Genomic DNA, 25976 nt, shown 5'->3' on the forward strand with positions numbered 1-25976 from the left:
CGTTGGGCTGCGCAGCAGCCCTTAAACCTGCCAACTCGGTATCACTGATAGATCGGATGCGCTGTTCTTGGGGCTGCGTAGCAGCCCAACGGGGATAAATCCCCTCGCCACAGGGGGTGCGCCTAGCGCAGATCATCTTGTTTGGTTGGCTTGCCTTTAACTGAAGTTGAGGATCAACAATGAAAACAGCCGCTCAACTGGTAAGACTCAAGAGTGTGCAGCACCAGCAGGTTCACAGCATCGCGCCGGAGCAGACCGTGCTCGAAGCGCTGCAGATCATGGCCGAGAAAAATGTCGGCGCGTTGCCGGTGATCGAAGACGGTCAGGTGGTTGGCGTGTTCAGCGAGCGCGACTATGCGCGCAAGATGGTGTTGCAGGGACGCTCCTCGGTGGGCACTTCGGTACGCACGGTCATGAGTGCCCCCGTGGTCACCGCCGATAGCCAGCAGAGCATCGACCGCTGCATGGAAGTCATGACCGATAGCCACCTGCGGCACTTGCCGGTGCTGGATAACGGCCAGTTGATGGGGTTGTTGTCCATTGGCGATCTGGTGAAAGAGGCCATTGTCGAGCAGGCGGATTTGATCCGGCAGTTGGAACACTACATTCGCGGGCACTGAGCCCACAGGGAATTTATTTGTGGTGGTGCGAAGTTCCGCTAAATTCCCTCACCCCAACATCAGCAATTGCCGGATCAGATTCGGCGTACTGCCGGTCCAGCGCTTGAACGAGCGGCGAAAGTTCGCCGTGTCGTTGAAGTTCAGGTACTGCGCCACTTCCTCGTTGCTGAACCCCTTGACCTGATACAAGTACAACGCCACATGGGTGTGCACCCGGTCGACCTGTTGCTGGAACCCGGTATGGTGCTTGTGCAGTTTGCGCTTGAGGGTCGCCGGGCTCATGGCGAAAGCCTGGGCGGTCTGTTCCAGGCTGGGCGTCTGCTGCACATGGCTGTGCAGGTAGTCATAGACGCAGTCCAGAAAGCTGGCGGCGAAACCCAATTGCTCGAGCTGGTCCCGGGACTCGATCCGTGCCACCTGGCCGACGGTGGCCGAGATGTTAGGCCAGGGCTGAGCCAGACAGTGGCGAGGCAGGCGCATCAGGTCCAGCGGACGATTGAATTGCGTCTGTTCACCCAGGTGCACCCAGTACTGTTCGACGTAACGCGGCTCTTCATGGCGAAAGCTGCATTGCCAGGGCAGACGTTCGCCGCTCAGCCATGCACTCATGGCAACCATCGACGTCATGCTTGCTTCCAGTATGAAGCGCCATTGTTCAGCGGCACCGCAACTGTCCAGCCAATGGACGTAGGCGTAGTGCTCGTCCAATAACAGGCGCGGTGCGGCCAGGGGACTGAGCAGGGCTTGTTGGTCGATCAGGGTTTCCAGGGCCTGATGCAGATTCTGCGCGTGGCGCAAGGCATGACTGGCCGGTCCGTAATGCCCTGGTAGCAGCCGCTGGCCGAACAGAAAACTGCTGTCACTGGCATCGAGCAGGCGTCGGCTGTTGTCGATCAGGCCCAGAAACTGTTGCGGGCTGATGCGGCTCTGGCCGGCGAGGATATCGTCGTGAAACAGCCCCGTGCCACGCAGCAGGCGGTGGCTGTCGATGTCACGCGACAGTGCCAGATCGATCAGCGCCGCAGGCTGATAGTGCCCCGGAATGAAGCGGCTATCGGTTTCATACCAGCAGGTCTTGAGCGTCATGGACCGGCCTCAGGCGCTTTTCAATGTGGAACGGGATCGGGCCAGCGTCAGGTTGAGGCGTTTGAGCAAGGCTTCCGGCGACTCGTCGAATGCCATCACCACGGCGGTACTGGCCGTCAGTTGCAAGCGCTCGCCGTGTTGCCGGGTCTTGTGGGCCAGGCTGCAAACGGCGTGGGCAAGCTCGGCGGCCAGATGCCGGGCCTGGCGCTCGCCGGTGTCGGGCAACAGGACCACAAAGCGATCACCGGCCAGGCGGCAAAGCAGATCCTGACGGCGCAGGTTCAGCACCAGCAATTGACTGACCGCTTGCAGCACCGCATCGCCCTCACCGTGACCGAAACGCTGATTGATGGCGGTGAAGTTGTCCAGGTCCAGAGCCAACAAGGACAAAGGCTGCTGGCGGCGCCGGCTGTCCTCCAGGCTGCTCGTCAGTTCATGTTTGAAAAAGTCCGCGCCTCCCAGCGGCGTGAGTTTGTCGAACAGGCGGTGCTCGCGGAACAACCGTTCACGCTTTTCCATTTGCCCGTTGATCGCCAGTTGCTCCCGGTGCCAGTGATAGATGCCGAGGGTCAGCAGAATCATGCCCACCGGCATCGGCCCGGACTCCAGCCAGTGGTCCCAGGTGATGGTGTCGGGCAGACGGATAAACTCGTCGAGGCTGTCGATCCACCAGGAAAAAAAGATGCAACCCAGGCCCCATACCAGATAGTTGGTCACCCGACCGGCCGGGCGACTCTTGAGCACCAGGCCGAGCCAGACCAGAGCCAGCAAGGCCGAGCCGCCTTCGCCGAGAATATCCAGCCAGACCCACTCACTCAGCGGTTTGAGCTCACCGTTGGCCAGGTGGAGCATCAGCCCGAGGTTGGCCGCCAGCAGAAGCAGGGCGAGTTTGAGGCGGTGCGGGCGCAGCATGGAGAACATGGCCGGAATCCTTTGCCAGAAGCGGAGTGCGGCTCAGCACAGCAGATGGATGTGACAGTGCGGTGACAGCGGGTGAAGGGCTGGGGAAGGTCGAATCAGCTCACCTGTTGTCGGGATTTTTTCTTGGTCTGCTCGCAAGCCCCGTGGCGAGGGAGCTTGCTCCCGCTCGACTCTGTAGGAGCTGGCGAAGCCTGCGATCTTTTGATCTTTCGCTGGATATTTAGGTGGGCGAGGGAAAGATCGCAGCCTCGTTGCACTCGTCAACTCCTACACAGCTCCAACATAGCGCCTACAGAGGTCTTGCGGCTTATCGGGGAAAGCGCCTCGTCACAAGGAGCTTTGTATCGTGTTACGGGTGTAGCTTGCCGCTGTAAGGACAGGTCATTTCAGCTCATTCTGGTCCGCCAACCCCCTTGGATCAGCACGTCTGAGCCCCTGCGACCAAACGCTGTCACAGAACCGTCACCCCCCACCCCTAGCGTGCCCTCCCAGTTGCCGGGCCGTTGCCTGGCGGATTTTTGGATTCCTGGGGGAGACCACCATGCATCACCGCACCAGCACTGCCGGGCTCGTCGGTTTTACGTTCACCGCGTTGGCGATGGCCATTGCCAGTGAGCGGTTGAGCGCTGCCGAGCAGACGGCCACCGAACATGTCGAAGTGGTCGGCCAGGCGGCCAGCATCGATCAGGCTCTGAAGGAGCAGCGCAGCGCCGACAGCATCAAGAGCGTGGTGCATGCCGACGGCGTGGCGCAGTTGCCGGATGAAAACGTCGCCGAAGCCGTGCAGCGCTTGCCGGGCATCAGCGTCGAACGTGATCAGGGCGAAGGGCGCTTTGTCAGCGTGCGGGGCCTGGGGCCAGACCTCAACAGCGTGACCATCAACGGCACGCTGGTGCCGGCGCCGGAAAGCGAGCGCCGGGCCGTTGCCCTGGACGTGCTGCCTTCGGAGTTGGTGCAGTCGCTGTCGGTGATCAAGACGCTGACGCCGGACATGGACGCCAACTCTTTGGGCGGCACGGTTGACGTGAAAAGCCTCTCGGCTTTCGACCACAAGGGCTTGTTCTACACCGGCAGCAGCGAAGCCAGCTACGACAAGAATACCGGGCAGACCAGTCCGAAATTCTCTGGGGCGATCAGCGACCGTTTCAGCCTGGGCGACGGCATCGATAACTTCGGCGTTGCCGCGGCGCTGAGCTGGCAGAAGCGCGACTTTGGCTCGGACAACGTTGAAACCGGCGGCGCCTGGGATTTCGAGCAAGGCTCACGGCTCGAAGAATTTGAACAACGCGACTATGACATCCGTCGGGAGCGCGCCGGCGGCGGGCTGAACTTCGACTACAAGCCGGATGATGTGAGCAGCTACTACCTGCGCACGCTTTACAGCCGTTACAAGGACAGCGAAACCCGCAATGCTGCCAGCCTGGCTTTCGAGGACCCGCAAGCGGCCGGTGAGCTGGGTGCCGCAGAAGGCGAGCGCAAGGTCAAACAGCGCGAAGAAACCCAGGAGATCCAGTCCTACGTACTGGGCGGGGAACGCATGTTCGGTCTCTGGACCCTCAGCGGCCAGGGCGGCTACAGCAAGTCCAGCGAGGACAGCCCCGGTCACATTGCCGGTGCCACATTCGAAGGCATCGACGGTTTCGAGGGGGGCTTCTACGGCAACGACAAGCCGCGGCCGATCATCGGTTCGGGGTTCTACGATCCGGCCAACTTCAGCCTGGACAAGGTGGACTGGGAACAGCAGAACACCACTGACACCGAGAAAAACCTGCGCCTGGACCTGGCCAGAGACTATGACGTCAGTGGCTACGCCTCCCAGGTCAAATTCGGCGGCAAAGTCAGCCGCCGCGACAAGGACAACGATCTCGACGCCTGGGTCTATGAGGATTTCGACGACCTGGGGTTCACTGACGAGCAGTTGAACCTCGGCCAGTTCCAGAAGGGCAACGTGGATTACCGCCTCGGCCAGTACGGTCCAGGCATCAGCGCCGGGGCCATCGAACAATTGTTGGGTGGTCTGGACCGCGACGCCTTCTTTGATGAGCAGGAGTCGCGGGTCAATGACTTCCAGATGAGCGAAGACATCAACGCCGCTTACCTGATGAACACCGTGGACATCGACGATTGGCGCTTGATCGCCGGCATGCGTTACGAGGGCACGGAGTTCGAAGCCAAAGGCAGCGGCGTTACCGATGGCGTGTTCACCGACACCCAGACCCGGCGTAAATATCACCACTGGCTGCCGGGCCTGCACGCGCGCTATCAGTTGGACAAGAACACCCAGGTGCGTGCGGCCTGGACCAAATCCGTGGTGCGCCCGACCTTCGGGCAACTGGCCCCGGGGTTTGTCATTGACGATGACGAGGCGACCTTCGGCAACCCGGACCTCAAGCCCCTGGAGTCGAGCAACCTGGACCTGGGCATTGAACATTTCATGGGCCGGGCCGGCACTGTTTCGGCTTTTGTGTTCTACAAGGACATCAAGAACTTCGTCTACAACACCGATCTGGCCGGCACAGGCGCCTGGGCCGACTTCTCCGAGGCCCACAGCTTCGAAAACGGCGACAGCGCCAAGCTCTATGGCCTGGAACTGGCCTACTCACAAAAATTCGACTGGTTGCCAGCCCCCTGGAACGGACTGCTGCTCGGGGCCAACACCACCTTCAGTCGTTCGGACGCCGAGATCGAAGGGTTCGATCAGGCCAGCGGTACACAGCGCAAGCGCAGCATCGACCTGCCGAACCAATCGGACACCGTGGGTAACCTGATGCTCGGCTGGGAAAACGACAAGCTGAGCCTGCGCCTGTCGGCCAATTACAAATCGGCCTATCTGTATGAACTGGCATCCATCAGCGACCGCGACCATGACCTGCACGTTGACGCCCAGACCTTTGTCGACTTCAGCGCCCGCTACTCCCTGACCAAGAACCTGCAAGTGAGCCTGGAAGCCCAGAACCTCACCGACGAGTCGTATTTCGTCTACACCGGCCACCGCTCTTACAACGGCCAATACGAGGAATACGGCCCGACCTACAAGCTGGGACTGACGTTCACCCATTTCTAGATCGCGACGCCGATCACTTGTGGCGAGGGGATTTATCCCCGCCGGGGCGCGATGCGCCCTCCCTTTCAATGACAAGGATTTTTCCGTTGAACACAGCTTTGTTTTTTCCCAAACAGTACCTGCTGGCAATGCTCATCAGTCTGGCAACCGTTCCAGCCCTGGCGGCTTCCCCAACCTTGAAGCTGCAACCCTGGCCGCAGACCCAGGAGCGCTCGATCAATGCCCTGGCATTTGTGCCCGGCCATTCGACGACCCAGCGACTGGCCATTGCCGATGAAGGCTTGTTGCTGCTCGATGCCCAAGGCCGCGAACTGTCGCGCCTGGAGGGCTCCTTCGAAGGTCTCGACAGCCGGGCCCTCGGGGCGAACGTGCTGGTCGCCAGCCTCGACAGCACTCGTCAGCAAGCACTGTTGGTCAGCCTCGACCCGGATAAACGCCAGTGGGGGAAGCCGCTGTACCTGCCCGCGCGGGATTTTCCGGTAAACGGGCTGTGCCTGTACCGCGATGAAGCGAGCAACCTGTTTGTGTTTCTGGTAGGTGAAGAAGGCAAGGGCGAACAATGGCTGGTGGGTAACGGCGAGCAACTGAGCGCCAGCGCACAGCGCGTACGCGGCCTGCCACTGCCGCCCGATGCCCAGGCCTGCCAGGTGCAGGACAGCGCCAATCAACTGTTCGTCAACGAGGAACAGGTGGGCTGGTGGGCCTACCCGGCATCCTCCGAGGCCGATGCGGTGCGTGTACCCGTGGCGATGCGCACACCGTTCGGTGACATCCAGCAGGCCGCTGGGGACCTGGCGGCGTTACCAGGCGGGTTGCTGGGCCTGGACCCACAAGCGCGACAGCTGCATCTGTATCAGCAAGACGGCCAGGGCTGGACCTCAACAGCCCGCCTGGCGCTGCCCGGCCTGAACGAGCCGGAAAGTCTGGCGGTAAGGGCGACGAAAAACGGCCTTGAACTGTTGTTGCGCGACGATGACAGCGCACGCCTGTATCAGGGCCAAATCAATTGGCAGCCCACGCCTGTTTCCCTGCCGCCGGTACTGCCCACGGTGGCGGCCATTGCCCAGAGCGAACCGGTAGCACGCCAGGGCGACGCGGCGGATGACCCGGCGATCTGGATTCATCCCACCACGCCTGCCTTGAGCCGGGTGCTGGGCACCAACAAGAAGCAAGGCCTGCTGGCGTATGACCTGCAAGGCAAGCTGCTGCAGGAGCTGGCGGTGGGCCGCCTCAACAACGTCGATGTGCGCGGCAACTTCAGGCTGGGCACGCAAACCGTCGATCTGGCCGTCGCCAGCAACCGCGATCGCAACAGCCTCAGCCTGTTCCGCATTGACCGTGTCAGCGGTGAGTTGAGCGAGGCCGGCGAGATTGCCACACCGCTCAAGGAAATCTACGGCATCTGCCTGTTCCAGCCGGTTGAAGGCGAACTGTATGCCTTTGCCAATGGCAAGGACGGGCGTTATTTGCAGTACCGCCTCAGCGCCCCGGACGGTGTGGTGAAAGGGGAGTTGGTGCGCCAGTTCAGCGTCGACAGCCAGCCTGAAGGTTGCGTCGCCGATGACCGCCGCCAGCGTCTGTTTCTCGGCGAAGAAGACGTCGGTGTCTGGGCGGTGGATGCCCGGGCCGACCGGCCGGCGACATTGAACAACGTGATCAAGGTCGGACCTCAGTTGCATGCCGACGTCGAGGGCATCGCCCTGTACCAAGGCGCCGGCCACGATTACCTGGTGATCTCAAGCCAGGGCAACGACAGCTATGTGCTACTTGATGCCGAACCGCCTTATGCCGTGCGCGGTGCGTTGCGCGTCGGCCTGAACGGCGCCGCGGGCATTGATGGCGCCTCGGAAACCGATGGCCTGGAAGTGACTTCGGCCAACCTGGGCGGGCCCTGGAACGACGGCATGCTGGTGGTCCAGGACGGCCGCAAACGGATGCCCGAGCAGACCCAGAACTTCAAGTTCGTGCCCTGGAGCGAAGTGGCCAAAGCCTTGCGCCTGCCTTGAACGGCGCTGTCATCAACCGGTCATGAACATTTCATCGAATAGCAGCCAGACAGGAGTTCTACCCATGCAAGCCACTCTGGAACATATGACAATCTGGGGCCTGATCAGCGATGCGAGTCTTCTGGTCAAGGCCGTCATGCTCACCCTGCTGCTGGCCTCGCTGTTGAGCTGGTACCTGATCATCCAGCGCAGCACCGCGTTGCGCCGCAACGAGCGCCAGTTCAACGGTTTCATCCAGCGTTTTCGCAGCACCAGCGATTTGCCAGCGCTGTTGCGCGAGACCGCCCAGGTGCGCGAGGAAGAGGGCGGCGTGGAGCCGATCTTTCACGCCGGCTTCCAGGCTTTCACCCAGCTCAACGTACCCTCCGGCAGCCCACAGGTGGTGCTTGAAGGGGTGGAGCGTTCGCTGCAAGTGGCAATCAGCGAGCAGGAGGTCCAGTTGGAGAAAGGCTTGCAGTTTCTCGCCACGGTCGGTTCGGTCAGCCCTTACATCGGTTTGTTCGGCACGGTCTGGGGGATCATGAACGCCTTCCTGGGTTTGTCCCAAGTGCAGCAGGCCAGCCTCTCCACTGTGGCGCCGGGCATCGCCGAGGCCTTGATTGCCACCGCCATCGGCCTGTTCGCGGCGATTCCCGCTGTGATCGCCTACAACCGGTTTTCCGCCCGCGGCCAGACCTTGTTGACGCGTTACTACGCGTTCGGCAATGAGTTGCAGGCCCGCCTGCACCGCAAGCTGCACGGCGCCCCGGTGAACCTGGCCGCGGCCGCTTGAGAGGAGAGGGCAGATGCTAGTCAAACCCCAACGCAAGCACGGGCCCAAGGCCGAAATGAACGTGGTGCCTTACATCGATGTGATGCTGGTGCTGCTGGTGATCTTCATGGTCACGGCCCCCATGTTGACCCAAGGCGTGAAAATCGAACTGCCCAAGGTCGCCAGCCAGGCATTGGCCAACGATAGCCGCCAACAGATCCTGACCCTGTCTGTGAAGGCCGAGGGCGGTTATTACTGGAACCTGGGCGCCGAACTGGACACCCAAAGCCAGACCGACAGCGCGGTGGACCTGGATCAGATGCGCGCCAAGGTGGCCCAGGTTGTCGCCGAGCGCAGCGACACTCAGGTGTATATCCGTGCCGACGACCACGCCGACTACGGTCGTGTCGTGGCCGCCATGGCCGCTTTGCAGCAGGGCGGGGTGAGCAACCTTGGGCTGGTGACCGAGGCACCCCGATGACGGCGATGATCATGCACAGTCCATCCTTGGGTTTATCCACGGTGTCCGGCAGTGGTTTTTGGAGGAACAGCCTGGCGGCAGGACTCGCCGTGGCCTTGCACGCGGTGGTCGCGGCATTGCTGGTGCTGGGCTGGACCGTAGAGAAACCTGCCGTCGAAGCGCCGCGGGTGCTGCGCACGCAACTGGTGATGTTGCCACCGCTGCCGGTGCCTGAAGCGCCTGCGCCGACCGCCGTGGCGGAGGTCGTCCCAGAACCGGTCGAAGTCGCGCCGGCTCCAGTGCAAGCGCCACGCCCGCCACCGAGCAAACCTGTGGTCGATCCAAGGCTTCAAGCACAGAAACTGGAGCAGGCAACCCTGGCGCGCAAACGGGTTGAGGAGCAAAAGCGCGAGCAGCAGGCCCAGCAACAGGCCGAACGACAGCGCGAGCGTCAGGAGAACCAGCGACGCCAGCAGGAAGCCGAGCAACAGGCCGCCGAACGACAGCGCCAAGCGGCTCAACAGGCCCAGGCGCTCGCCCGGCAACGCCAAGCCGAACAGGCGCGCCTGGCCGCCGCCGACAGTCGCCACTATCAACCCCTGAGCAAAGAGGCTCCGGATTATCCGCAACGGGCTTTGGACAAAGGGTTGGAAGGCGATTGCACGGTAGAGTACAGCGTCAAGCCGGACGGGCGAATCGACAACCCCAAGGTGCTGGACGGCTGCCATCCGTTGTTCATCCGACCCTCGTTGACTGCGGCCCAGACCTTCCGTTATCAGCCGCGGATCGTCGACGGCCAGGCCGTGACGGTGCCGGCGGTGCGCAATACCTTTCACTACCGCATCGAATAGAACCCAAGCCTATGGCGACCCGACGCACCAGGACTAAACCGCGCCGGCGGCCGGTCGGTGCTGGCGCAACAGTTCGATCTGTCGTGATGGAACCAGCTCGCGCAACGCCTTATAAAGCGCCCGTGTTTCCAGCAGGTTCCAGATGCGCAGCATGGTTTCCAGCGCATCCAGGGGTTTGCTGATGAAGTCCCGGGCGCCCAGCGCCAGGGCGCGTAGACGGGTGTCGCGGGTCGCGTCGGCGGTCAGCACCAGAATAGGCAGGTAGTCGTTTGCCGGGATGCGCCGGTTGAGCTGCTCCAGCACGGCGAAGCCATCGAATGCCGGCATGTGCAGGTCCAGGATCACCAGGTCAGGCTCAAAACTGTTGAACAGGTCAAGGGTGCGCAAAGGCTCGGTGCTGCTCAATACGTTGTGCAACCCTTCGCGAGCCAGCAACTGCTCCATCAGGTCCAGGTTGGGGCGCTGATCGTCAACGATCAGGATGCGCAAATCGCGATTCATGCGGGCTCCGGTAAATAACGCTCAAGGTGGCCGAGAAAGGCCTGGATATGAATGGGTTTGGTCAGGATCGCCGTGGCCCCGGCTTCGTGCAGGGCACGGTGGGTCAGGTCGCTGGCATCGGCGGTGATCATCAGTACCGGTGTGGCCGCCGTGGCTGCCGATTGCCGCAAACGGCGCAGTACCTCCAGGCCTGTCAGGTCCGGCAGGGTCACGTCCAGCAGGATCAACTGCGGGGCGTGCTGGCGAGCCAGGTCCAGGCCCAACTGGCCTTGCATGCTCGACAGCAGTTGGATACCCGGACGACGCTGCATCAGGGTCTCGATCAGCGCCAGACTCGACAGGTTGTCTTCGATGCACAATATCTTGCCGTGATATTCGACCGACGGACGCGGTACCTTCAGCGCGACGATGGGGGGCAAACGGGCGTGTTCCACCCGGGCACCGGGCAATTGCAGGGTAAAACAACAACCTTGCCCCGGCTCGCTGTGGACCTGGAGGCTGCCTTGCATCATTTCCAGCAGGCTCTTGCTCAAGGACAGCCCAAGACCGGTGCCCTCGACCTGTGGATCGGCACCCAGGCGCTCGAATGGCTTGAACAACCGGTCAAGCTGCTCGGGGGCAATGCCATGCCCGGTGTCGCTGACGGCAATGCTGACTCGCGGCCCCTGGGCCGTCACTTCAATGCGCACTTCACCGCCGGGTCGGTTGTATTTGATGGCGTTGGACAACAGATTGAGCAGCACCTGCACCAGGCGTTGACGGTCGGCCAGCACCCCGCTGCTGTCGGGTAGCGGCGCCAGCTCGGCCAACTGAATCCCTGCGTCGGCCGCCATGGGTGAGACCAGCGTCAGGGCTTCGTGCAACACCGTCGTCAAGGCAATCGGCTCAATGTTCAGCGGCAGACGACCGGCCTCGATCCGGGCAATGTCCAGCACCTCGTTGATCAATGCCAGCAGATGCTGGCCGGCGCGCAGGATGTGACTGACCTGTGGGCGCTGGCCGGCGCTGGAGTCCATGTCCAGCAGTTGCGCGAAGCCGAGTATGGCGTTCAGCGGGGTGCGCAGTTCGTGGCTCATGCGCGACAGAAATTCGCTTTTGGCGCGGCTGGCGCTTTCGGCTTCTTCACGGGCGGTGCGCAGAGCGATCTCGGCGGCGCGGCGGTCAGTGATGTCGCGGGTGATCTTGGAAAACCCGCGCAGGGTGCCGGTACTGTCGTACTGGGCAGTGATGACCACACTGGCCCAGAAGCGGCTGCCGTCCTTGCGACAGCGCCAGCCTTCTTCCATGTAATGACCGTCACGGGCGGCTTCGTGCAGCGCCATGTCCGGGTGTGCCGGGCATTCCTCGGCCAGATAGAACAACGAAAAATGCCGGCCGAGGATTTCCTGTTCGGTGTAACCCTTGATCCGTTCGGCGCCGGCGTTCCAGGTAATGACATGGCCCTGGGCGTCCAGCGCGAAGATTCCGTAGTCCTTCACCCCATCGATGATCAGTCGCAAGCGTTCTTCGTTATCCCGCAGAGCCCGCTCGCGTTCGGCAAGCAACTGCCCGGCCTCTACCAGACGGGTGCCCAACTGGCCGATTTCGTCCTGCTCCGGCGGTTGCGGCAGCAACGGTTGACCCAAGGCCAGGCGCTGAGCGTTGCCCTGCACCTGTTGCACGCGGGCGACAATACCCTTGGACAGGAACAGCACCGCTACGATGGCGCCAAGCAGTCCGCACAGCGCCGCCAGCAGCGTGGCGAACAACAAGCGCATGCGCGTGGCCGAGGCGGCGGCGCTGCGGTCGGCGAGCAGCGCGTCTTCACGTATACGCATGGCGTTGATCTGCTCGCGCAGCACGTCCAGGACGTGTTTGTTTTCGATCAGAATCGTCGTGATGGCCGCTGTGTCATCGGCCTTGCCGTTGCGCAAGGCATCCAGTCCATCGAGTTTTTCTGCGATCAGTGGGGTGATGGTCTTGAGGCGTTCGCGCATCCGGGTGTCGCGAATGTTGTGGTCCAACCGTTGTAACGCGGCCTGGATCAGCGGCGTGGCCTGTTCGTAGCTGGGTAGGAAGTCTTCGCGCCGGGTCAGCAGGTAACCGCGCACGCTGGCCGCGGCTTCGGCCAGCAGGGTATGCACCGTCTGGATATCCCCCTGGACCAGCAGCACCCGGCGCACGTCTTCCTCGGCCCGGGCGGTCTGGCGTTCGGTGATGTAGATCAGCACCAGCGACAGCAACAGCACCACCAGGGGCAGGGAAATGACCACCAATGCCTTGCCCCGCAATGGCAGGTTGGCCCAGCGGCGGGCGGCGAGGAACCTCATGGCCATTGCCCGCTGGGTTGTGCCACCAACCCCAGGGCGACACCGCGCACGGCGGCCTGGGTCCGGTCGGCGGCGCCCAACTTGCCGATAACTCGCTCCACGTGGGCCTTGGCGGTGCCGGCGGCGATGCCGAGTTTTTCGCCGATTTCACGGTTGCTGAAGCCGCCGGCCACCAGCCCCAGCACCTGGCGCTCGCGGGCTGTCAGGGCCTGGACCTGGGCGGCGCCACTGGCACCGCGCTCGGCCATGCGTCGCAGCAGGCGCGCACTGACCGAACTGTTCAGGGCCTCTTCGCCTTGGGCGACCCGTTTGAGGGCGTCCAGCACTTCATCGCGGCTGGCATCCTTGAGCAGATAACCGACCGCGCCTGCGCCGATGGCGGCTTCAAGGTGATCAGGGCTGTCGTCCATGGTGAAGATCACCACTTTGATCCCCGGCTGACGCTGCTGCAGGATACGCGCCGCCCCCAGGCCATTGAGCACCGGCATGCGAATGTCGAGAATGGCGATGTCCGGTTGCAGCCGCTCGCACAGATCAAGGGCTTCCTGGCCGTCGCGGGCCTGGCCGACGACTTCGAACCCCGCGCTGCCGGCCAGCATGCTGATAAAACCGGTGCGGGTCACTTCGTGGTCATCGGCCAAAAGCAGGCGTAAAGGGGGCGTCATCAGTGTGTTCCGTGGGTGGGTAGGGGGATGCTGGCCAGCAAACGGGTGCCGCCATCGGGCTGGCTGAAACAGCTCAGGTGGCCACCCAGCAGGCTGGCACGTTCCTGCATGGCCGCCAGGCCCAGATGACAGGTGCCATTGGTCTCGATGGGTTGTTCCAGAGCAAAGCCACGGCCATTGTCTTCGACCCGCAGCGAGGCCCGGTCGCCGCTCACCACCAGTCCCAGGCGCACATGACTGGCCCGGGCGTGCTTGAGAATGTTGTTGATGCCTTCCTGGGCAATGCGGAACAGGGCGATTTCGGCGTTGCCCGGCAGGCGAGCGGCGCTGTGCTCGGCCCAGTCCACCGACAGGCCAGCATCGCGCAGGCGGTCGGCTTCCTTGTCGACGGCTTTGTACAGGCCGAAGTCATCCAGCGCATGGGGGCGCAGGCCGCCGATCAACTGCCGGCCTTCGCCGACACAACCCCGGGCAAGATCGAGGATGGCCTGCAGGTCGTTCGCCAGGGCCGGCGGGAGAGGCGGGCAGCGACCGGCGAACCCCTGCAGGCGCTGATGCAGGCCGGCCAGGTTCTGTGCCAGGCCATCATGCAGGTCGTAGGCCACGCGTTTGCGTTCGTCTTCCTGGGCGCTGAACAGTCGATGGACCAGCTCGGACATGGTGCGTTCGCGGGCCTGCAGTACTTCGAGCAGGCGACTGTTTTCCAAATGGGCAGCCAGCAGGGTCGCCAATAGTTGCAGTGACTCAATATCCTCGTGGTCCGGCGTGCCCAGGGCCACGCCGTTGCCCAGCAGTAACGCCCCGAACACCACACCGTCGGAGCCCCGCAACGGAACGCGCAAGACCTGAGGCAGGGCGCTGCCAGGGTACTCCAGCCATTGCGGCTCGGCCGACGGCGGCTGAGCCAGGCTGGCAAGCAGATCGAGCCGTTCTTGGCTGCCATGGCTGGCGATGGTGCGAAACGTGGTGTCCGCCGCCCACTCCAGCAGCAGGCCATGATCCATGGCCATGAATGCGCACGCCCGTTGCACTGCGCGCTGGCGCATCGCCGAGAGGGGCAATTGCGTCAGTTCATGGCCGGTGCCCAACAGCAGGCGCAGCCGTGCGGCACGACTTTGCGACTGGCGATATTGGGTTCGGATGGCCAGGGCACTGCCGGGGTCATGGGGTGGGCTTTGCATGATAGGGCTCCAGCGTGGATGGGACCGGTCGGCGTGACCGTATTAGAGCGTGTCATCAGCACCGGGCCTATCTGCCGAACGGCATAGGCAATCGGCACCGGTTGGCCGATGGCGAAGGCCGCCAGGCCCGGCAAAGTCGGCTCATTGAAACCCACAGGAACGTTACGATGAAACTGAAAACCTTCGCCGCTGCCGCTTTTTTCATGCTGACCACACCCTTGGCCCTGGCACTTGAAACAACACCATACGTTTACCGCACCGTAGCCGAGCAGCCACAGAATCAGAATGACCGTGAAATTGCCGCATTGTTCGAGCGCTGGAATGCGGCCCTCAAAACCGGTAGCGCTGCTGCGGTAACCAGCCTGTATGCGCCGGATGCGATATTGCAGCCCACGGTATCCAACCAGGTGCGCAACACGGCGGCATTGATTCAGGATTACTTTGAACACTTCCTGGCCAGCAAGCCGGTGGGGCAGATCAACTACCGGGAAATCCGTCACCTGGGACCTGACGCGGCGATGGACAGTGGCGTATACACATTCGCTCTGACCAACGCTGACGGCTCCACGCGCGAGGTTCAGGCGCGCTACACCTTTATCTATGAACGCATTGACGGTCAATGGAAGATCCTTAACCACCATTCCTCGGCCATGCCGCAAGTCCAGAAGCAATTGCATGCCAGCCACTGAGGCTGCTTGAACAAATGAGTTCTCCCCCGGCCGCGCGGGGGCGAACCATCAGGTCGGGTAACTAGACGCCGGACTGTGCGCATACCCCCTGCCTGGCGCAAGGGCTGTTTCCTGGCCATCGCCGGAACCGCATGCTCGCCCAAGCCTTTGCTATGCTGATTAACAAAAGTAACCAGTTCTCGCTGGATTGTGACGCCTGACCCATCCTCACAACGTACTGGAGCACTCCTGTCGGATTGGCTGTTCCGACTGGCTTGGCTGACGGCTATCCGTGCGACTGAGTGGCGACAAATTTAAGAACCTATGACGCAGGTCTTAAAATTAAGAAGCTTAACGTTTTCTTTGTTTTGTTTTTTGTCATACTCCCTCCAACCGAGCCGGCAGTGATACCTGCCAGCCTGGGTAAGCGTGGTCGCGGTCCGAAGTGACTCTTTCGGGTTCCTTCCAGACCTCACGACGCTGCTGCGATGAGTACAGTGGGACGTTATAAATGCAGCTCAGACGAGCATCGCGCATTGACAGCCCTTGAATGAATCGCGCATATACGGCTGTCGAAAACGAACGATCTCCCGTCAAGGCGAGCTCGCGGCGCGACACGGTGTTGGTGAGCACCGGCTGTTTGATTATCCCGCCACTAAAAAAACCATAACGGCGGCAGGTCTACTTGAGTTTGACGTCCATTGTCCTCCTTGTACTTGGGCAAGGGGGCACGACGTCTGTACTTCTCGATCCATTGAGAGCGAGCAGCATCGTGAGGGAACAAGATGACTGGGGATTTTTCGAACAATAATTCTTCACCGTTGGAACATGAAGTGCTCGATATCGTCGGTACTTTGCAAGCGTTTATCAGGAAAGCCGCTCCCCTGAAGGTCGACATGGTACTGGAAGGAGAAACCGGCACGGGAAAGGACACCCTGGCGCGCCGCATCCATGAGCTGTCCTGTCGCGAAGGGCCGCTGGTAGCCCTCAACTGCGCGGCGGTGCCTGAACAACTGGCCGAGAGCGAGTTGTTCGGGGTGATGGCGGGTGCCTACACCGGCGCTTCGAAATCCCGCGCCGGCTACATCGAGGCCTCCGATAAGGGCACCTTGTACCTGGACGAGGTCGACAGCATGCCTTTGCTGTTGCAGGCCAAACTGCTGCGGGTCCTGGAAATGCGCGGCATCGAACGCCTGGGCTCGACGCGCTTCGTGCCGCTGGATCTACGGGTGATCGTCGCGACCCAGACACCGTTGGAAAAACTGGTGGAGGAAGGCAAGTTTCGTCGTGATCTGTTTTTTCGTCTCAACGTGATCAAGATCCAACTGCCCACTCTGCGCTCGAGCCTGCAACACATCCGGCCCTTGTTCCAGCGCTTTGTCCTTGAGGCCGCCGAGCGCCATCGCCAGCCGATTCCAGAACCCGACCCTCACTTGCTCCAACGCCTGCTCAGCCATCGCTGGCCGGGCAATATCCGTGAACTCAAATGCGCCGCCGAGCGATTCGTCCTGGGCATGCCGCCTTTGCAGTCGCCTGATGAGTTCCCCGATGCACAGCGCGGTGCGCCGCTTAAAAGCTATCTACGCCTGTTCGAGCGCACGCTGATCCAGGAATGCCTGTCCCGTCATGCCAAGTGCATCGACGCGGTGGTCAACGAACTGGGCATCCCGCGCCGTACCCTGTATCACCGCATGAGAAGCCTGAGCATCGATGGGGCGGAGCTCTGATTCCTTTTATCCGGAATATTCCGTGGCGGGGGGATAAAACCCCGCGACACCGGCGTCCGCCTGTCAGGCGCGTTGTTTTCGTGAAACCGACACCTCCTTTCTCATCCCCATGGAACCGCTTCGGATAATCGACCACTCATTGTTCGAACACCATCCAGGTGTTCAACACAACCTTCGATAATCAGGAGTAAATACTATGGCGGGTACCGCTTCCCTCGGCGCTTCGATGGCTGCAATGACTCAGATGGACGCCACGGCTGCTGCCACTACCACCATGAACGCCCAGGCTCAGTCCAACAAGATGATGACCGATACCGTCAACGGTATCGCCAGCGCCTACCAGGATTCGGCCACCAAGGCGCAGAACGCAGCCCAACAAACCGGTAAGGCGATCAACTACTAAGTGGTCGTGGGCCCCCTTGGCCAGAGGTCGAGGGGGCCATGACTTGCGCAGTCAACAAGGAGTGCACGCATGCTTTCTTCTTCGATTAGCCTGCCCCAGACCAGTTCTTTCCAGGGCAGCAGTTTCAGCGCGTCGAACATGGCCGATTTCCAGGCCGGTTCTGACAGCATGGCCGGTCAGATAGCTTCGCTGTTGGGTGATGCATTGTTCGAGAAATCCGGCAGCGGGGCGAACATCCGCGATGCTGACAATCCGTTGCTTGGCATGATTGCCGACCACATGGACAAGAATCCCGACAAATTCGCCCGACCTGACGACGCCAACGGCAGTGTCCGCGGCTGGCGTGACGAGTTGAGCGAGGACAACTACCTCAGCGGCGATGAAAAGGAGACGTTCACCAAGGGCCTGGAGTCGCTGATCAAGGACTTGCTTGGCGGCGGTACGCAGTCCCAGGGCCTGGGCGGTGCCGGCAATACCGGCGTCATGGGTGGCATGGGCGGTTCAGGCGGCTGGAACAACACTTCGGGCGCTACCGGTTCCGATAACGCTATCCAGCAATTGCTGTCCGCGTTGTTGGGTAGCCTGGGTGAGGAGAAGCTCGACAATCTGCTCAAACCCACCGGCAATCCGATCCGTGACTCCCGTGGCGAGATGGAGTTCTCCAACGAGGACAAGGATGTGCTCAAGGAGGTGGCGCGCTTCATGGATATGCACCCTGAAGAGTTCGGCAAGCCGGACGGCAAGTCCAAGGACTGGATGGGTGAGTTGTCCGAGGGCGATCAGTTCATGTCCCGTGGTGAAAGCGCTCAGTTTCAGAAAGCCATCGACATGATCAAAGGCGAGGTCAAGGGCAGTGCCCAGGGCAATTCGCTGGGCGGACTGTTCCCCAACGCCGAACAGAACTTTCTCAATGGAGGCGCTGGCAACACCCTTCAGACCGACGCGAGTATTGCGGCGGGCAACGTACTGTCGGTGCTGACGCAACAGAGTTCCTCCAGTTACCGCGGCTGACGCAAACCTTCGTCCTGGCAGGAGCGCTTGCATGACCATTACACGGATCACCTCACATCAATCGGACCTGGCCGCTGGCGAAGCCGTACCGGTCAGGCCTCCTGCCGAGGCGGACATTGCCTGGTTCAACGTGCAGATGCAGCAGGCAGCGGCACGCCCCGGTCCTCAGGATGCGCTGATTTCACCCATCGCTCAGGCGTCGGCGACCTTGCAGCAAGGGGCGGACAAAGCCGCCCGCGACCTGCAGCGCGCCGCCCGCTCGGTCGATCCGCAGCAGGCGTTGCAGGCCAACCGATCGCTGTCATCGTTCTACCTGGAGAGCCTGCTCAGCGCCAAATTGGTGAGCAAGGCCGCCCAGAGCGTGGAAAAACTCACCAGTCTTCAATAAGGCATACCCATGCAACCCAAGGCATTTGGCCGCATGGCCGTGCTCTCGGCGATATTGCTGCTGGCCGGCTGCGGCGACCGTATGGAGCTGCACCGCGATCTGACCGAACAGGACGCCAATGAAGTATTGGCGGAGCTGACCGGCAAGCACATCGACGCGCAAAAGCGTCTGGACAAGAACGGCGTGGCGGTACTGGTCGATGCCCGCGATATTTCCCGCGCGGTGCGGGCGCTGGAGGCGGCTGGTTTGCCGCACCGTTCGCGCTCAAGCCTGGGGGATGTGTTTCGCAAGGAAGGCGTCATTTCTTCTCCGCTGGAAGAGCGCGCCCGCTACATCTATGCCTTGTCGCAGGAACTGGAACAGACGCTGTCGCAGATCGACGGGGTGGTGGTGGCGCGGGTTCACGTGGTACTGCCAGAGCGCATTGCACCGGGCGAACCGGTGCAGCCGGCTTCGGCGGCGGTGTTCATCAAGCACCGCAACGATCTGGACCCGGACAGCGTCTTGCCACGTATCCGCCGCATGGTCGCCAGCAGTATTCCAGGCATGGGCAATGCCGACGACAAGAAACTGGCCGTGGTCTTCGTGCCCGCCCAGGGCTATCGCGAGGCAGTGGAAATGGTCGACATCGGACCGTTCACCATGACCCGCGAGCGCGCCCGGTTCTGGCAGTGGCTCGCCGGGCTTTGTGCGGTGGCGGCGGTCTTGCTGGTCGGTGGACTCGTCTCCGTCAACCCGTCATGGCGTCAGCGCCTGATGGGTAGAACGCCGGCTCAACCTGCTGCGGTCAAGCCGCAATGAGGGGTGGGACGCAGCCAAGTGACGAATCGGCCCTGCGCTGGGTTGCCTGGTGGGTGACGGGGGCGGAGCAAGCTTGTGGGGATCTGCCGGCCGATGGTGCGCTGCGCAACTGGCTGCGCGAGCATCCTGAAGAGCGTTTGCCGGACACTGAAATGCCGCCGCCACCCAACCTCATCCTGCTGCCGTTACTGGCGCTCGAACCGGCGCAATGGTCGCGGCTGTTTTCCCTGGTGGCGACGGTGTGTGACGGCGCTCATCGGCCGGCGCGGGCAGGACTGGGGCCCGCCGAGCTGATCTGGTGCCGGAGGCTGGGCAAGGCCCTGCAACCGGGACGATGGATGCCTGTGAGCGGTTTTGCCGACGCACCTGATATCCAGGGTCTGCGTCTTCTGCGCGCGTGGGTCGGGGAGACGGTATGGCAGCGCCTGCGTCTTTCATTCGTGCGCGCCGATGTCGTCGAGGCCGAACGCCACCCGTGGCACGGCTTGCCGGCGACCCGGTTGATCGCGCTGTGGCAGGCCGCGGCCTGGTATTGGCTGACACTCTTTGCACAAGGACCTTCTTATGATGACCCGCCGCAGTCTGACCCTCAGCCTGCATCAGACGCCGCTTGAATGTGCTTTGCTGCGCCGCGAAACCCTGGAACAGAGCGTGCTGGCCGATCAGTTGCTCGACCGTGCCAGGCAGTTGGCCCAGGGCATCGTTGATGCAGCTCAAGACACCGCCGATCACTTGCGCCAGCACGCTGGCGATGAGGCCCGCGCAGAGGTCTGGCGGCAGGCCGAAGAGGTCCTGGGCACATGGCAACGGCAGCGTGAGGCGATGTGGGACGCAATTGCCGAACACGCCGAGGCGCTGGTGCAACAAGCCTTGCACACACTGCTGGGCGAGGTGCCCGACAGCGCAAGGATCCAGGGCATCCTGCGTCAGTTGACCGACTGCCAACGTCGTGACGAAGCAGCGGTCGTGCTCTGCCATCCCGATTGGCTGGAGCGTGTCACAGCAGGGCTTGCCAGCGCCGAAGCTTGCCAATGGACAGTGCGGGCCGATCCGCTGTTGGCCACCGAGACCCTGTGTCTGCGTACTGAAACGGGTGACTTCAGCCTTGGCTGGCAGGCGCTTGAGCGTCATGTCTGGCCAGACGAGAACCTCAAGGTCGATTAAATATTCGTGGCGGGGGAACCGCTCCCGCCAGTGCGCCACTCAGGGAACAGTTCTCAGACCTGGAGTCTTCCGATGCTTTCTCCTGATGCACTACGCCGCCGGCTGGACCACAACTTCGAACAGTCGCAGAACGATCTGGACAGCGCCGCTCTCGACATGGACGCCTTCAACCCGCAAGACTGGCACGCCTTCAACTCTGCCATTCGCCAGTCCTCCACCGCCAGCTGGGCCGCCAACCAGGAAATCGTGGTCAAGCACAACCTGGCCAAGGCCATTATCAATGAAATCCGCTGAGTTGATCGTCACGGCGCAACGCTGGCTCGATAGCGCAGAAGCGCAACTGAGCCTGCTGATCGACCAGGCTCCGGTTCGCCTGCAACGACGTGGCAGTGCGGTGGTGTGCATCGTGCCGCTGAGTGTCGCCTGGCGCGCGGGCGACGCGGGTCTGGAGGCGGCACTGCGTCTGTCGGCTCCCAGCATTGGGCGCTTCAGCGGCGCCCTGGCCCTGGATGCGGCGAACAAGCGGCTGTGCCTGATGCGTTATGTAGCGATCAACGGTGCGGCCGCACTCATCGAAGTGATTGAAGAACTGACCAATCAGCGTGACGTCTGGGAAGCCATGCTCGAACAGACGGCCCCTCCTGTGCGTCGTCTCAACCGTCCTGTCACTCTGGGAAAACACTATGGGCTCTAAGGGATTTTGCTGGTTGGCGCTGCTGGGTGCACTGGCCTGGCCAGCGATGGCCGCCGTGCCTGAAGACTGGCGTACCTCGGCCTATGCCTATGAGGCCAGCCAGACACCGCTGGAAACAGTGCTGCGTGATTTTACCAACGCTTATGGCGTGGGCCTGAACCTCAGTGGCGTCAGCGGCGTCGTGGATGCGAAGCTGCGAGCGGCCAGCGCGCAGGAGTTCCTCGACCGACTGGCCCTGGAGCATCAGTTCCAATGGTTTTCCTATAACGGCCAGTTGTACGTCAGCCCGCAATCGGCGCAAGTTTCCCAGCGCCTGGAAATTTCCGCCGAAGCCGCGCCGGACCTCAAGCAGGCGCTCACCGACATCGGCTTGCTGGACAAGCGTTTTGGTTGGGGCGAATTGCCTGACGAAGGCGTGGTGTTGGTCAGCGGGCCAAGTCGTTACGTCGAGTTGGTACGCAGTTTCAGCCAGCAGAAGGTCAAGCCCGAAGAGAAGCAACAGGTCATGATGTTTGCTCTGCGTTACGCCGCCGTGGCCGACCGGCAGATCCGTTACAGGGACCAGAGCGTGACACTGTCGGGCGTGGCGACCTTGCTCGAAGGCTTGCTCGATAATACCCCGCAGCAACCTTCCCCCGAGGACCCGATGGCCAATATCGAAGCGCTGCAGGGCATGGCGGACATGGCGCGCACAAAGATCTTCAATCTGGCCAACGAACGCAAGGCTTCGCCTGCAAGCTCGCGGCCCGCCAAGGCCAGTGGCGGCCAGCGCCGGGTGGTGGCCGATGTGCGCAACAATGCCGTGTTGATATACGACGACCCGGAAAAGCGCGCCGTCTATCAGCAACTGATCGAGCAATTGGATCAGCCAAGCAATCTGGTGGAAATCGACGCAATCATTCTGGACATCGACCGCAACCAGCTCTCGAACCTGGAGTCGCGCTGGTCGGCCAGGGCCGGTGGGGTGGGGTTCGGCAGTTCGTTACTGACCAGCGGTTCGTCTACCTTGTTTATCCGCGATTTCGACCGCTTCTTTGCCGACATTCAGGCCCTGGAAGGGCAAGGCGTAGCGTCGATGATTGCCCGTCCCTCGGTACTGACCCTGGAGAACCAGCCGGCGGTCATCGACTTCAGTCGGACCGCCTATATCACCACCACCGGTGAGCGGGTGGCCAATGTTCAGCCGGTCACGGCGGGTACCAGCCTGCGAGTGATTCCCCGGACCATCCCGGGTGCGCAGCACAATCGTTTTCAGCTGATCGTCGATATCGAAGACGGCCAACTGGAACAAAAGCGTGATGAGCAGACCCCGACTGTCAAGCGCGGCACGGTGAGCACTCAGGCGGTGGTGGGGGAGAATCGCTCGCTGGTGATCGGTGGTTTCCACGTCGATGAGCGCGGCGATCAGGACAATAAGGTGCCGGTTCTGGGCAGCCTGCCGCTGGTGGGGCCGATGTTTGCCTCGACTCGGCGAGAGGTGTCACGCCGGGAGCGACTGTTCATCCTCACCCCGAGGCTGATCGGTGATCAGATCGATCCGGCACGTTACGTCAGCAGCGAAAACAGGGAGCAACTCGACCAGGCGCTGGCCAGCGGTCGTCAGCCGGGCGGCACCTCACAGCAGCGCGCAGCGATTGCGGCCACACTGGCCGGTCTGGTGCGAGGCCAGGTGCCGGTTGATATCAAAAAGTTATCATCTGGTGTGCCCTTGCAACATCTGTGTAAAGTGGACGGCACTCTTAGGATCGAGCGTGCACAGGGGCAGTGGTACAGCGCGAAAGATTTCACGGTGACGGTAGGCGTGGTGCATAACAGCGGCACTCGCGCCCGGGATTTTGATCCTGGGCAGTGTGCGGGAAGCCGCACACTGGCCGTCGCCGCCGCACCGTACGTCACGCTGCAGCCGGGGCAGTCCAGCGAAGTATTCGTCGCGTTGAAACCCCTGGCAGCCACTTCCTCGTCGCCCTTGCCGGCGCGTCTTTCGATGCTGCCGCCGGGGCAAGTGGCGCAATAAGCCTCGCGAGAAGGCTGTTCAGTAATGAGGTGTTGTGTCCGGACAATTGGAGCCGTTGTTGGCACTCGCTTGTCGACGATGGCGCAAAGAGGTAAATAGAATGCCAAGACAATATAGGGTTACTTTTTTAATCTGTATTTCTTTGTTGAGTGCGTGCACTTCCGTATCAGAAACATCCTGTTTCACTTCGGATTGCCGTCAACTTGACGCCAATAAAAATGTACTGAACATCTGGTGGTCGCCCACCTTGCGCGATGGCGGTGGGCAATACAGCGCGGTGTCTTTGAATGACTGAAATGATTTTGCGAAGCACAGACCAACAGGACTTCATTACCCGGGTCAGCCAGAAGTGTGCAAGCAGCTGGCAATGGGCGCCCGGCATTGATTTCGTTTGCCGGCAAGAGAGCGTGGGCTGGGGGCTGGCGCTGAATATAAAGCCTCAGGCACAGCGCCCGGACCTGTTCTCGGAAACCCTGAAACGGCGTTTCGAGGATGTCGAGTCCTATGAGGGTTACTATATTTGCCTGGACAGCCAGCACACTTTTGTCGTCTGGCATGAACTCAGCAATGATGATCAGGATGAACAGGTTCAACATCTGCTTTGCGAGTTTCTTTCCCTGGCCGGCTTAAAGCGCTGATTCCAGAATATTTATTCCGCGTGGAACTATTTGCCTTTTATTTTCCACTGATGTTGCGCGTCGGTATTAGTCCGACTAATTCAACTTAAGGGGATATAAAGTGGCGAATTCCAAAGCCAGTATTGATCGTTTCATTGCCCGCCTGGCGCATCAGTTGGGCTCTTCTCTTCATCTGCAAGGCGGTGTTTGCGCATTGCACGACGCTAAACAACAGGAAGCCGTGATCATCGAGTCGCCGGAACACAGTGACAACGTGATTCTGCACTGTCGTCTCGGTGCAGCTCTGCCCGGCATGGATACGTTCAAGCAGTTGCTCAACCTCAATTTCGATGTCTGTTCCTTGCGCGGTTGCTGGTTGGCCCTCGACCAGGCAGACGTGCGCCTGTGTACCCAGCGGGATCTGGATCAACTGGACGAGGAAGGCTTTTGTGACTGGGTCAGCGGGTTCGTTGCGCAGGGCCGGGAAACCCGTACCCGTCTGGAGCGCTACCTGGGTTGAGTCGGGATGGAACCACAGTGGGCGCGCCGGCCACATAAGGGGGCGGTCCGCTATGCAGGTACGGCGGGGCTAGCGAGGTATCAGCGGCAATGGTTGCCGCTGTCCAGATAATCTCGAACGGGGTGACTTTATTCATGGCGGAATTCGGCAATCTTTCCGGACTCTCACAAAGCGGCTTTTCTGGTGCGGGTCTGTTTCAAGAAATGGGTATGGGGCCAACCGCCCCAACAGGGCAGGCCGGATTACAGGAACTGGCCAGTATGTTGGCCGAGATGCTGCTGGGCACAACCCAAGGGAACCAGACGGGGGCTGGCAAAGGGACTGGAGCTGAGTTGTTGCAGGCGTTGCAGGGCAATGACAAAGGCATGGGGGGCGATGGCAAGGGCAATGCAGGCAGCCTCGATGCCGATTCATCCAAGGAACTGCTGACGCAAATCCTGATGGCGTTGTTCGAAAAGATCCTGGGTGGGGAAGGCGGCAAGGGGGGTGAAGGCGGACAGGGCGTCGGTGGGAACGGCGCCGGCGGCGTCAGCGGTCTGGGTGGTCAAGCTCCGGGCGGCGGTGTTGGGGGGGGCGACGGCGCCGGCAGCATTGAAGACCTGGTCAATACTCTGATGAAAAGCCTCGGCGAAGGTTCGCTGAACAATGCGCTGAGCCCTACGGCCAATGGGGGTGCCCAGGTGTCACAGGACGACAGGCTCAAGGAACTGCTGGAGATGATCGGCCAGTTCATGGACAGTCATCCAGAGACATTCGGTACACCCGGCGCACCCGGTGGCGATGCACCGACGAGCAGCAGTCTGGGGCCAGCAATCGGCGGCGCATCGACCCAGAACGGCGCTGGCATTGGCAGTCCTGCTTCGGGCCCTGCGGCACCGACCACTTCCGGCCCGACGCCGACACTCGACAACAGTGGCGTGGCGCCGGTGTCGTTCCCGACGGCTTCGACTAGCCCGACCGTGGTCAACCAGACCATCAAGGTCGGTCCGGGTGAAGTCTTCGACGGCGAGGGTAAAACCTTCACCGCCGGCGCGGCACTGGGGGACGGCGGCCAGAGTGAGTCGCAAAAACCGATCTTCGAGCTGGCCGAGGGGGCGACGCTCAAGAACGTCATCATCGGTGATAACGGTGCCGACGGCGTCCACGTCAAGGCCGGCACCGATAAGGCTGTAAACGTCGACAACGTGCACTGGACGAACGTCGGTGAGGATGCGCTGACGGTCAAGCCAGGCGGCGCCTCGGTGACCAACCTGAACATCACCAATAGCAGCGCCCAGGGTGCAAACGACAAAATCTTCCAGCTCAACGCTGATGCCAACGTCAACGTCGATAATTTCAAGGCCCGGGATTTCGGTACTTTCATGCGCACCAACGGCGGGCAGCAGGGCGAGTGGAACCTGAACCTGAGCAACATCAGCGCCGAGAACGGCAAGTACGCCTTCGTGAACAGTGATGCCGAGGGGGTGCACCTGACCACCAAAAACATCGATCTGAACAACGTGCAGAATGCCTACAGCAAATTACCGCAGTCTACGAACATCAAGGAGGCGTGAG

General features: G+C 61.6%; 26 protein-coding genes. 20 read left to right on the forward strand and 6 right to left on the reverse strand.

The genetic code is table 11. The annotated features are described in order from the left end of the window. The first annotated feature begins 179 nt into the window (after positions 1-179). Positions 180-620 carry a CBS domain-containing protein gene (locus BM132_RS03540; protein ID WP_092397988.1) on the forward strand — a complete coding sequence of 147 codons (441 nt, stop codon included), beginning with the start codon at positions 180-182 and terminating at the stop codon, positions 618-620. A 48-nt stretch (positions 621-668) separates the two neighbouring features. Here BM132_RS03540 and BM132_RS03545 read toward each other — a convergent pair whose 3' ends face one another. Both BM132_RS03545 and BM132_RS03550 read right to left on the reverse strand, forming a co-directional pair. Further along, a complete protein-coding gene (locus tag BM132_RS03545) occupies positions 669-1706 on the reverse strand; it encodes an AraC family transcriptional regulator (RefSeq protein ID WP_092453306.1) in 1038 nt (345 codons plus the stop codon). A gap of 9 nt (positions 1707-1715) precedes the next feature. After that, entirely contained in the window at positions 1716-2627 is a 912-nt protein-coding gene (locus BM132_RS03550; RefSeq protein ID WP_092397992.1) for a GGDEF domain-containing protein, read from the reverse strand. Between the two features lie 541 nt (positions 2628-3168). Between BM132_RS03550 and BM132_RS03555 the strand changes: the two genes are divergently transcribed. From BM132_RS03555 to BM132_RS03575, 5 genes are all read left to right on the forward strand, one after another. Then, positions 3169-5691 carry a TonB-dependent receptor gene (locus BM132_RS03555; protein WP_092453308.1) on the forward strand — a complete coding sequence of 841 codons (2523 nt, stop codon included), beginning with the start codon at positions 3169-3171 and terminating at the stop codon, positions 5689-5691. 68 nt (positions 5692-5759) lie between these two features. Beyond that, positions 5760-7697 (forward strand): phytase, encoded by a 1938-nt coding sequence (locus BM132_RS03560; protein ID WP_371264092.1) that lies wholly within the window; start codon positions 5760-5762, stop codon positions 7695-7697. A 64-nt stretch (positions 7698-7761) separates the two neighbouring features. Continuing rightward, entirely contained in the window at positions 7762-8469 is a 708-nt protein-coding gene (gene tolQ / locus BM132_RS03565) for a protein TolQ (RefSeq protein WP_092453312.1), read from the forward strand. Between the two features lie 13 nt (positions 8470-8482). Next, on the forward strand, positions 8483-8929 hold the full coding sequence (gene tolR / locus BM132_RS03570; protein WP_047226513.1) for a protein TolR: 447 nt from the start codon (positions 8483-8485) through the stop codon (positions 8927-8929). Beyond that, positions 8926-9759 carry an energy transducer TonB gene (locus BM132_RS03575; RefSeq protein WP_092453314.1) on the forward strand — a complete coding sequence of 278 codons (834 nt, stop codon included), beginning with the start codon at positions 8926-8928 and terminating at the stop codon, positions 9757-9759. The genes tolR and BM132_RS03575 overlap by 4 nt, the downstream gene beginning before the upstream one ends. 33 nt (positions 9760-9792) lie before the next feature. On the opposite strand, the gene BM132_RS03580 is transcribed toward BM132_RS03575, so the two are convergent. The 4 genes from BM132_RS03580 to BM132_RS03595 are packed head-to-tail and all read right to left on the reverse strand — an operon-like array spanning position 9793 to position 14415. After that, positions 9793-10260: a response regulator gene (locus BM132_RS03580; protein WP_092453316.1), complete on the reverse strand. Its 468-nt coding sequence runs from the start codon at positions 10258-10260 to the stop codon at positions 9793-9795. Next, complete coding sequence (locus BM132_RS03585) at positions 10257-12569, reverse strand: ATP-binding protein (RefSeq protein WP_092453318.1); 2313 nt, start codon at positions 12567-12569, stop codon at positions 10257-10259. The genes BM132_RS03580 and BM132_RS03585 overlap by 4 nt, the downstream gene beginning before the upstream one ends. Then, positions 12566-13234, reverse strand: a complete 669-nt coding sequence (locus BM132_RS03590) for a response regulator (protein ID WP_092453320.1) — start codon at positions 13232-13234, stop codon at positions 12566-12568. Before BM132_RS03590 ends, BM132_RS03585 begins: the two co-directional genes overlap by 4 nt. Beyond that, positions 13234-14415, reverse strand: coding sequence for a sensor histidine kinase (locus BM132_RS03595; RefSeq protein WP_092453322.1), 1182 nt, complete (start codon positions 14413-14415; stop codon positions 13234-13236). The genes BM132_RS03590 and BM132_RS03595 overlap by 1 nt, the downstream gene beginning before the upstream one ends. A gap of 167 nt (positions 14416-14582) precedes the next feature. Here BM132_RS03595 and BM132_RS03600 point away from each other — a divergent pair, with 167 nt between their 5' ends. The 14 genes from BM132_RS03600 (at position 14583) to BM132_RS03665 (ending at position 25975) form a co-directional block, all read left to right on the forward strand. Continuing rightward, positions 14583-15104, forward strand: coding sequence for an SgcJ/EcaC family oxidoreductase (locus BM132_RS03600; protein ID WP_092453324.1), 522 nt, complete (start codon positions 14583-14585; stop codon positions 15102-15104). Between the two features lie 764 nt (positions 15105-15868). Continuing rightward, complete coding sequence (locus BM132_RS03605; protein ID WP_092453326.1) at positions 15869-16810, forward strand: sigma 54-interacting transcriptional regulator; 942 nt, start codon at positions 15869-15871, stop codon at positions 16808-16810. Positions 16811-17006: 196 nt separating this feature from the next. Continuing rightward, on the forward strand, positions 17007-17213 hold the full coding sequence (locus BM132_RS03610; RefSeq protein ID WP_003225095.1) for a type III secretion system major pilin HrpA: 207 nt from the start codon (positions 17007-17009) through the stop codon (positions 17211-17213). Positions 17214-17282: 69 nt separating this feature from the next. After that, on the forward strand, positions 17283-18224 hold the full coding sequence (locus BM132_RS03615) for a DNA-binding protein (protein ID WP_092453328.1): 942 nt from the start codon (positions 17283-17285) through the stop codon (positions 18222-18224). Positions 18225-18255: 31 nt separating this feature from the next. Continuing rightward, the gene (gene sctI / locus BM132_RS03620) at positions 18256-18612 is read left to right on the forward strand and encodes a type III secretion system inner rod subunit SctI (RefSeq protein WP_092453331.1); all 357 of its coding nucleotides are present in this window, start codon (positions 18256-18258) and stop codon (positions 18610-18612) included. A gap of 9 nt (positions 18613-18621) precedes the next feature. Further along, positions 18622-19413 carry a type III secretion system inner membrane ring lipoprotein SctJ gene (sctJ, locus tag BM132_RS03625; protein WP_092453333.1) on the forward strand — a complete coding sequence of 264 codons (792 nt, stop codon included), beginning with the start codon at positions 18622-18624 and terminating at the stop codon, positions 19411-19413. After that, on the forward strand, positions 19410-20027 hold the full coding sequence (locus BM132_RS03630) for a hypothetical protein (RefSeq protein WP_092453335.1): 618 nt from the start codon (positions 19410-19412) through the stop codon (positions 20025-20027). Before sctJ ends, BM132_RS03630 begins: the two co-directional genes overlap by 4 nt. Further along, a complete protein-coding gene (gene sctL / locus BM132_RS03635; RefSeq protein ID WP_177218135.1) occupies positions 19981-20577 on the forward strand; it encodes a type III secretion system stator protein SctL in 597 nt (198 codons plus the stop codon). Before BM132_RS03630 ends, sctL begins: the two co-directional genes overlap by 47 nt. Positions 20578-20649: 72 nt before the next feature. Next, a complete protein-coding gene (locus tag BM132_RS03640) occupies positions 20650-20871 on the forward strand; it encodes a serine kinase (RefSeq protein ID WP_092453339.1) in 222 nt (73 codons plus the stop codon). Continuing rightward, entirely contained in the window at positions 20858-21271 is a 414-nt protein-coding gene (locus BM132_RS03645) for a type III secretion system chaperone (RefSeq protein ID WP_092453341.1), read from the forward strand. The genes BM132_RS03640 and BM132_RS03645 overlap by 14 nt, the downstream gene beginning before the upstream one ends. Beyond that, positions 21261-23285, forward strand: coding sequence for a type III secretion system outer membrane ring subunit SctC (sctC, locus tag BM132_RS03650; protein ID WP_092453343.1), 2025 nt, complete (start codon positions 21261-21263; stop codon positions 23283-23285). Before BM132_RS03645 ends, sctC begins: the two co-directional genes overlap by 11 nt. Positions 23286-23572: 287 nt before the next feature. Further along, a complete protein-coding gene (locus BM132_RS03655) occupies positions 23573-23923 on the forward strand; it encodes a negative regulator of hrp expression HrpV (protein ID WP_092453345.1) in 351 nt (116 codons plus the stop codon). 100 nt (positions 23924-24023) lie between these two features. After that, positions 24024-24422, forward strand: a complete 399-nt coding sequence (locus tag BM132_RS03660) for a type III secretion system chaperone (RefSeq protein ID WP_092453347.1) — start codon at positions 24024-24026, stop codon at positions 24420-24422. Positions 24423-24556: 134 nt separating this feature from the next. After that, entirely contained in the window at positions 24557-25975 is a 1419-nt protein-coding gene (locus BM132_RS03665; RefSeq protein ID WP_092453893.1) for a pectate lyase, read from the forward strand. Position 25976 lies beyond the last annotated feature (1 nt).

Source organism: Pseudomonas sp. NFACC45, from assembly GCF_900113505.1.
Taxonomy (GTDB): Bacteria; Pseudomonadota; Gammaproteobacteria; order Pseudomonadales; family Pseudomonadaceae; genus Aquipseudomonas; species Aquipseudomonas tehranensis.

Excerpts from the sequence above, each read along its gene's own strand:
- BM132_RS03540 (WP_092397988.1), top strand. The coding sequence starts at position 180 with ATGAAAACAGCCGCTCAACTGGTAAGACTCAAGAGTGTGCAGCACCAG.
- BM132_RS03545 (WP_092453306.1), bottom strand. The coding sequence starts at position 1,706 with ATGACGCTCAAGACCTGCTGGTATGAAACCGATAGCCGCTTCATTCCG.
- BM132_RS03550 (WP_092397992.1), bottom strand. The coding sequence starts at position 2,627 with ATGTTCTCCATGCTGCGCCCGCACCGCCTCAAACTCGCCCTGCTTCTG.
- BM132_RS03555 (WP_092453308.1), top strand. The coding sequence starts at position 3,169 with ATGCATCACCGCACCAGCACTGCCGGGCTCGTCGGTTTTACGTTCACC.
- BM132_RS03560 (WP_371264092.1), top strand. The coding sequence starts at position 5,760 with ATGACAAGGATTTTTCCGTTGAACACAGCTTTGTTTTTTCCCAAACAG.
- tolQ (WP_092453312.1), top strand. The coding sequence starts at position 7,762 with ATGCAAGCCACTCTGGAACATATGACAATCTGGGGCCTGATCAGCGAT.
- tolR (WP_047226513.1), top strand. The coding sequence starts at position 8,483 with ATGCTAGTCAAACCCCAACGCAAGCACGGGCCCAAGGCCGAAATGAAC.
- BM132_RS03575 (WP_092453314.1), top strand. The coding sequence starts at position 8,926 with ATGACGGCGATGATCATGCACAGTCCATCCTTGGGTTTATCCACGGTG.
- BM132_RS03580 (WP_092453316.1), bottom strand. The coding sequence starts at position 10,260 with ATGAATCGCGATTTGCGCATCCTGATCGTTGACGATCAGCGCCCCAAC.
- BM132_RS03585 (WP_092453318.1), bottom strand. The coding sequence starts at position 12,569 with ATGAGGTTCCTCGCCGCCCGCCGCTGGGCCAACCTGCCATTGCGGGGC.
- BM132_RS03590 (WP_092453320.1), bottom strand. The coding sequence starts at position 13,234 with ATGACGCCCCCTTTACGCCTGCTTTTGGCCGATGACCACGAAGTGACC.
- BM132_RS03595 (WP_092453322.1), bottom strand. The coding sequence starts at position 14,415 with ATGCAAAGCCCACCCCATGACCCCGGCAGTGCCCTGGCCATCCGAACC.
- BM132_RS03600 (WP_092453324.1), top strand. The coding sequence starts at position 14,583 with ATGAAACTGAAAACCTTCGCCGCTGCCGCTTTTTTCATGCTGACCACA.
- BM132_RS03605 (WP_092453326.1), top strand. The coding sequence starts at position 15,869 with ATGACTGGGGATTTTTCGAACAATAATTCTTCACCGTTGGAACATGAA.
- BM132_RS03610 (WP_003225095.1), top strand. The coding sequence starts at position 17,007 with ATGGCGGGTACCGCTTCCCTCGGCGCTTCGATGGCTGCAATGACTCAG.
- BM132_RS03615 (WP_092453328.1), top strand. The coding sequence starts at position 17,283 with ATGCTTTCTTCTTCGATTAGCCTGCCCCAGACCAGTTCTTTCCAGGGC.
- sctI (WP_092453331.1), top strand. The coding sequence starts at position 18,256 with ATGACCATTACACGGATCACCTCACATCAATCGGACCTGGCCGCTGGC.
- sctJ (WP_092453333.1), top strand. The coding sequence starts at position 18,622 with ATGCAACCCAAGGCATTTGGCCGCATGGCCGTGCTCTCGGCGATATTG.
- BM132_RS03630 (WP_092453335.1), top strand. The coding sequence starts at position 19,410 with ATGAGGGGTGGGACGCAGCCAAGTGACGAATCGGCCCTGCGCTGGGTT.
- sctL (WP_177218135.1), top strand. The coding sequence starts at position 19,981 with ATGACCCGCCGCAGTCTGACCCTCAGCCTGCATCAGACGCCGCTTGAA.
- BM132_RS03640 (WP_092453339.1), top strand. The coding sequence starts at position 20,650 with ATGCTTTCTCCTGATGCACTACGCCGCCGGCTGGACCACAACTTCGAA.
- BM132_RS03645 (WP_092453341.1), top strand. The coding sequence starts at position 20,858 with ATGAAATCCGCTGAGTTGATCGTCACGGCGCAACGCTGGCTCGATAGC.
- sctC (WP_092453343.1), top strand. The coding sequence starts at position 21,261 with ATGGGCTCTAAGGGATTTTGCTGGTTGGCGCTGCTGGGTGCACTGGCC.
- BM132_RS03655 (WP_092453345.1), top strand. The coding sequence starts at position 23,573 with ATGACTGAAATGATTTTGCGAAGCACAGACCAACAGGACTTCATTACC.
- BM132_RS03665 (WP_092453893.1), top strand. The coding sequence starts at position 24,557 with ATGGCGGAATTCGGCAATCTTTCCGGACTCTCACAAAGCGGCTTTTCT.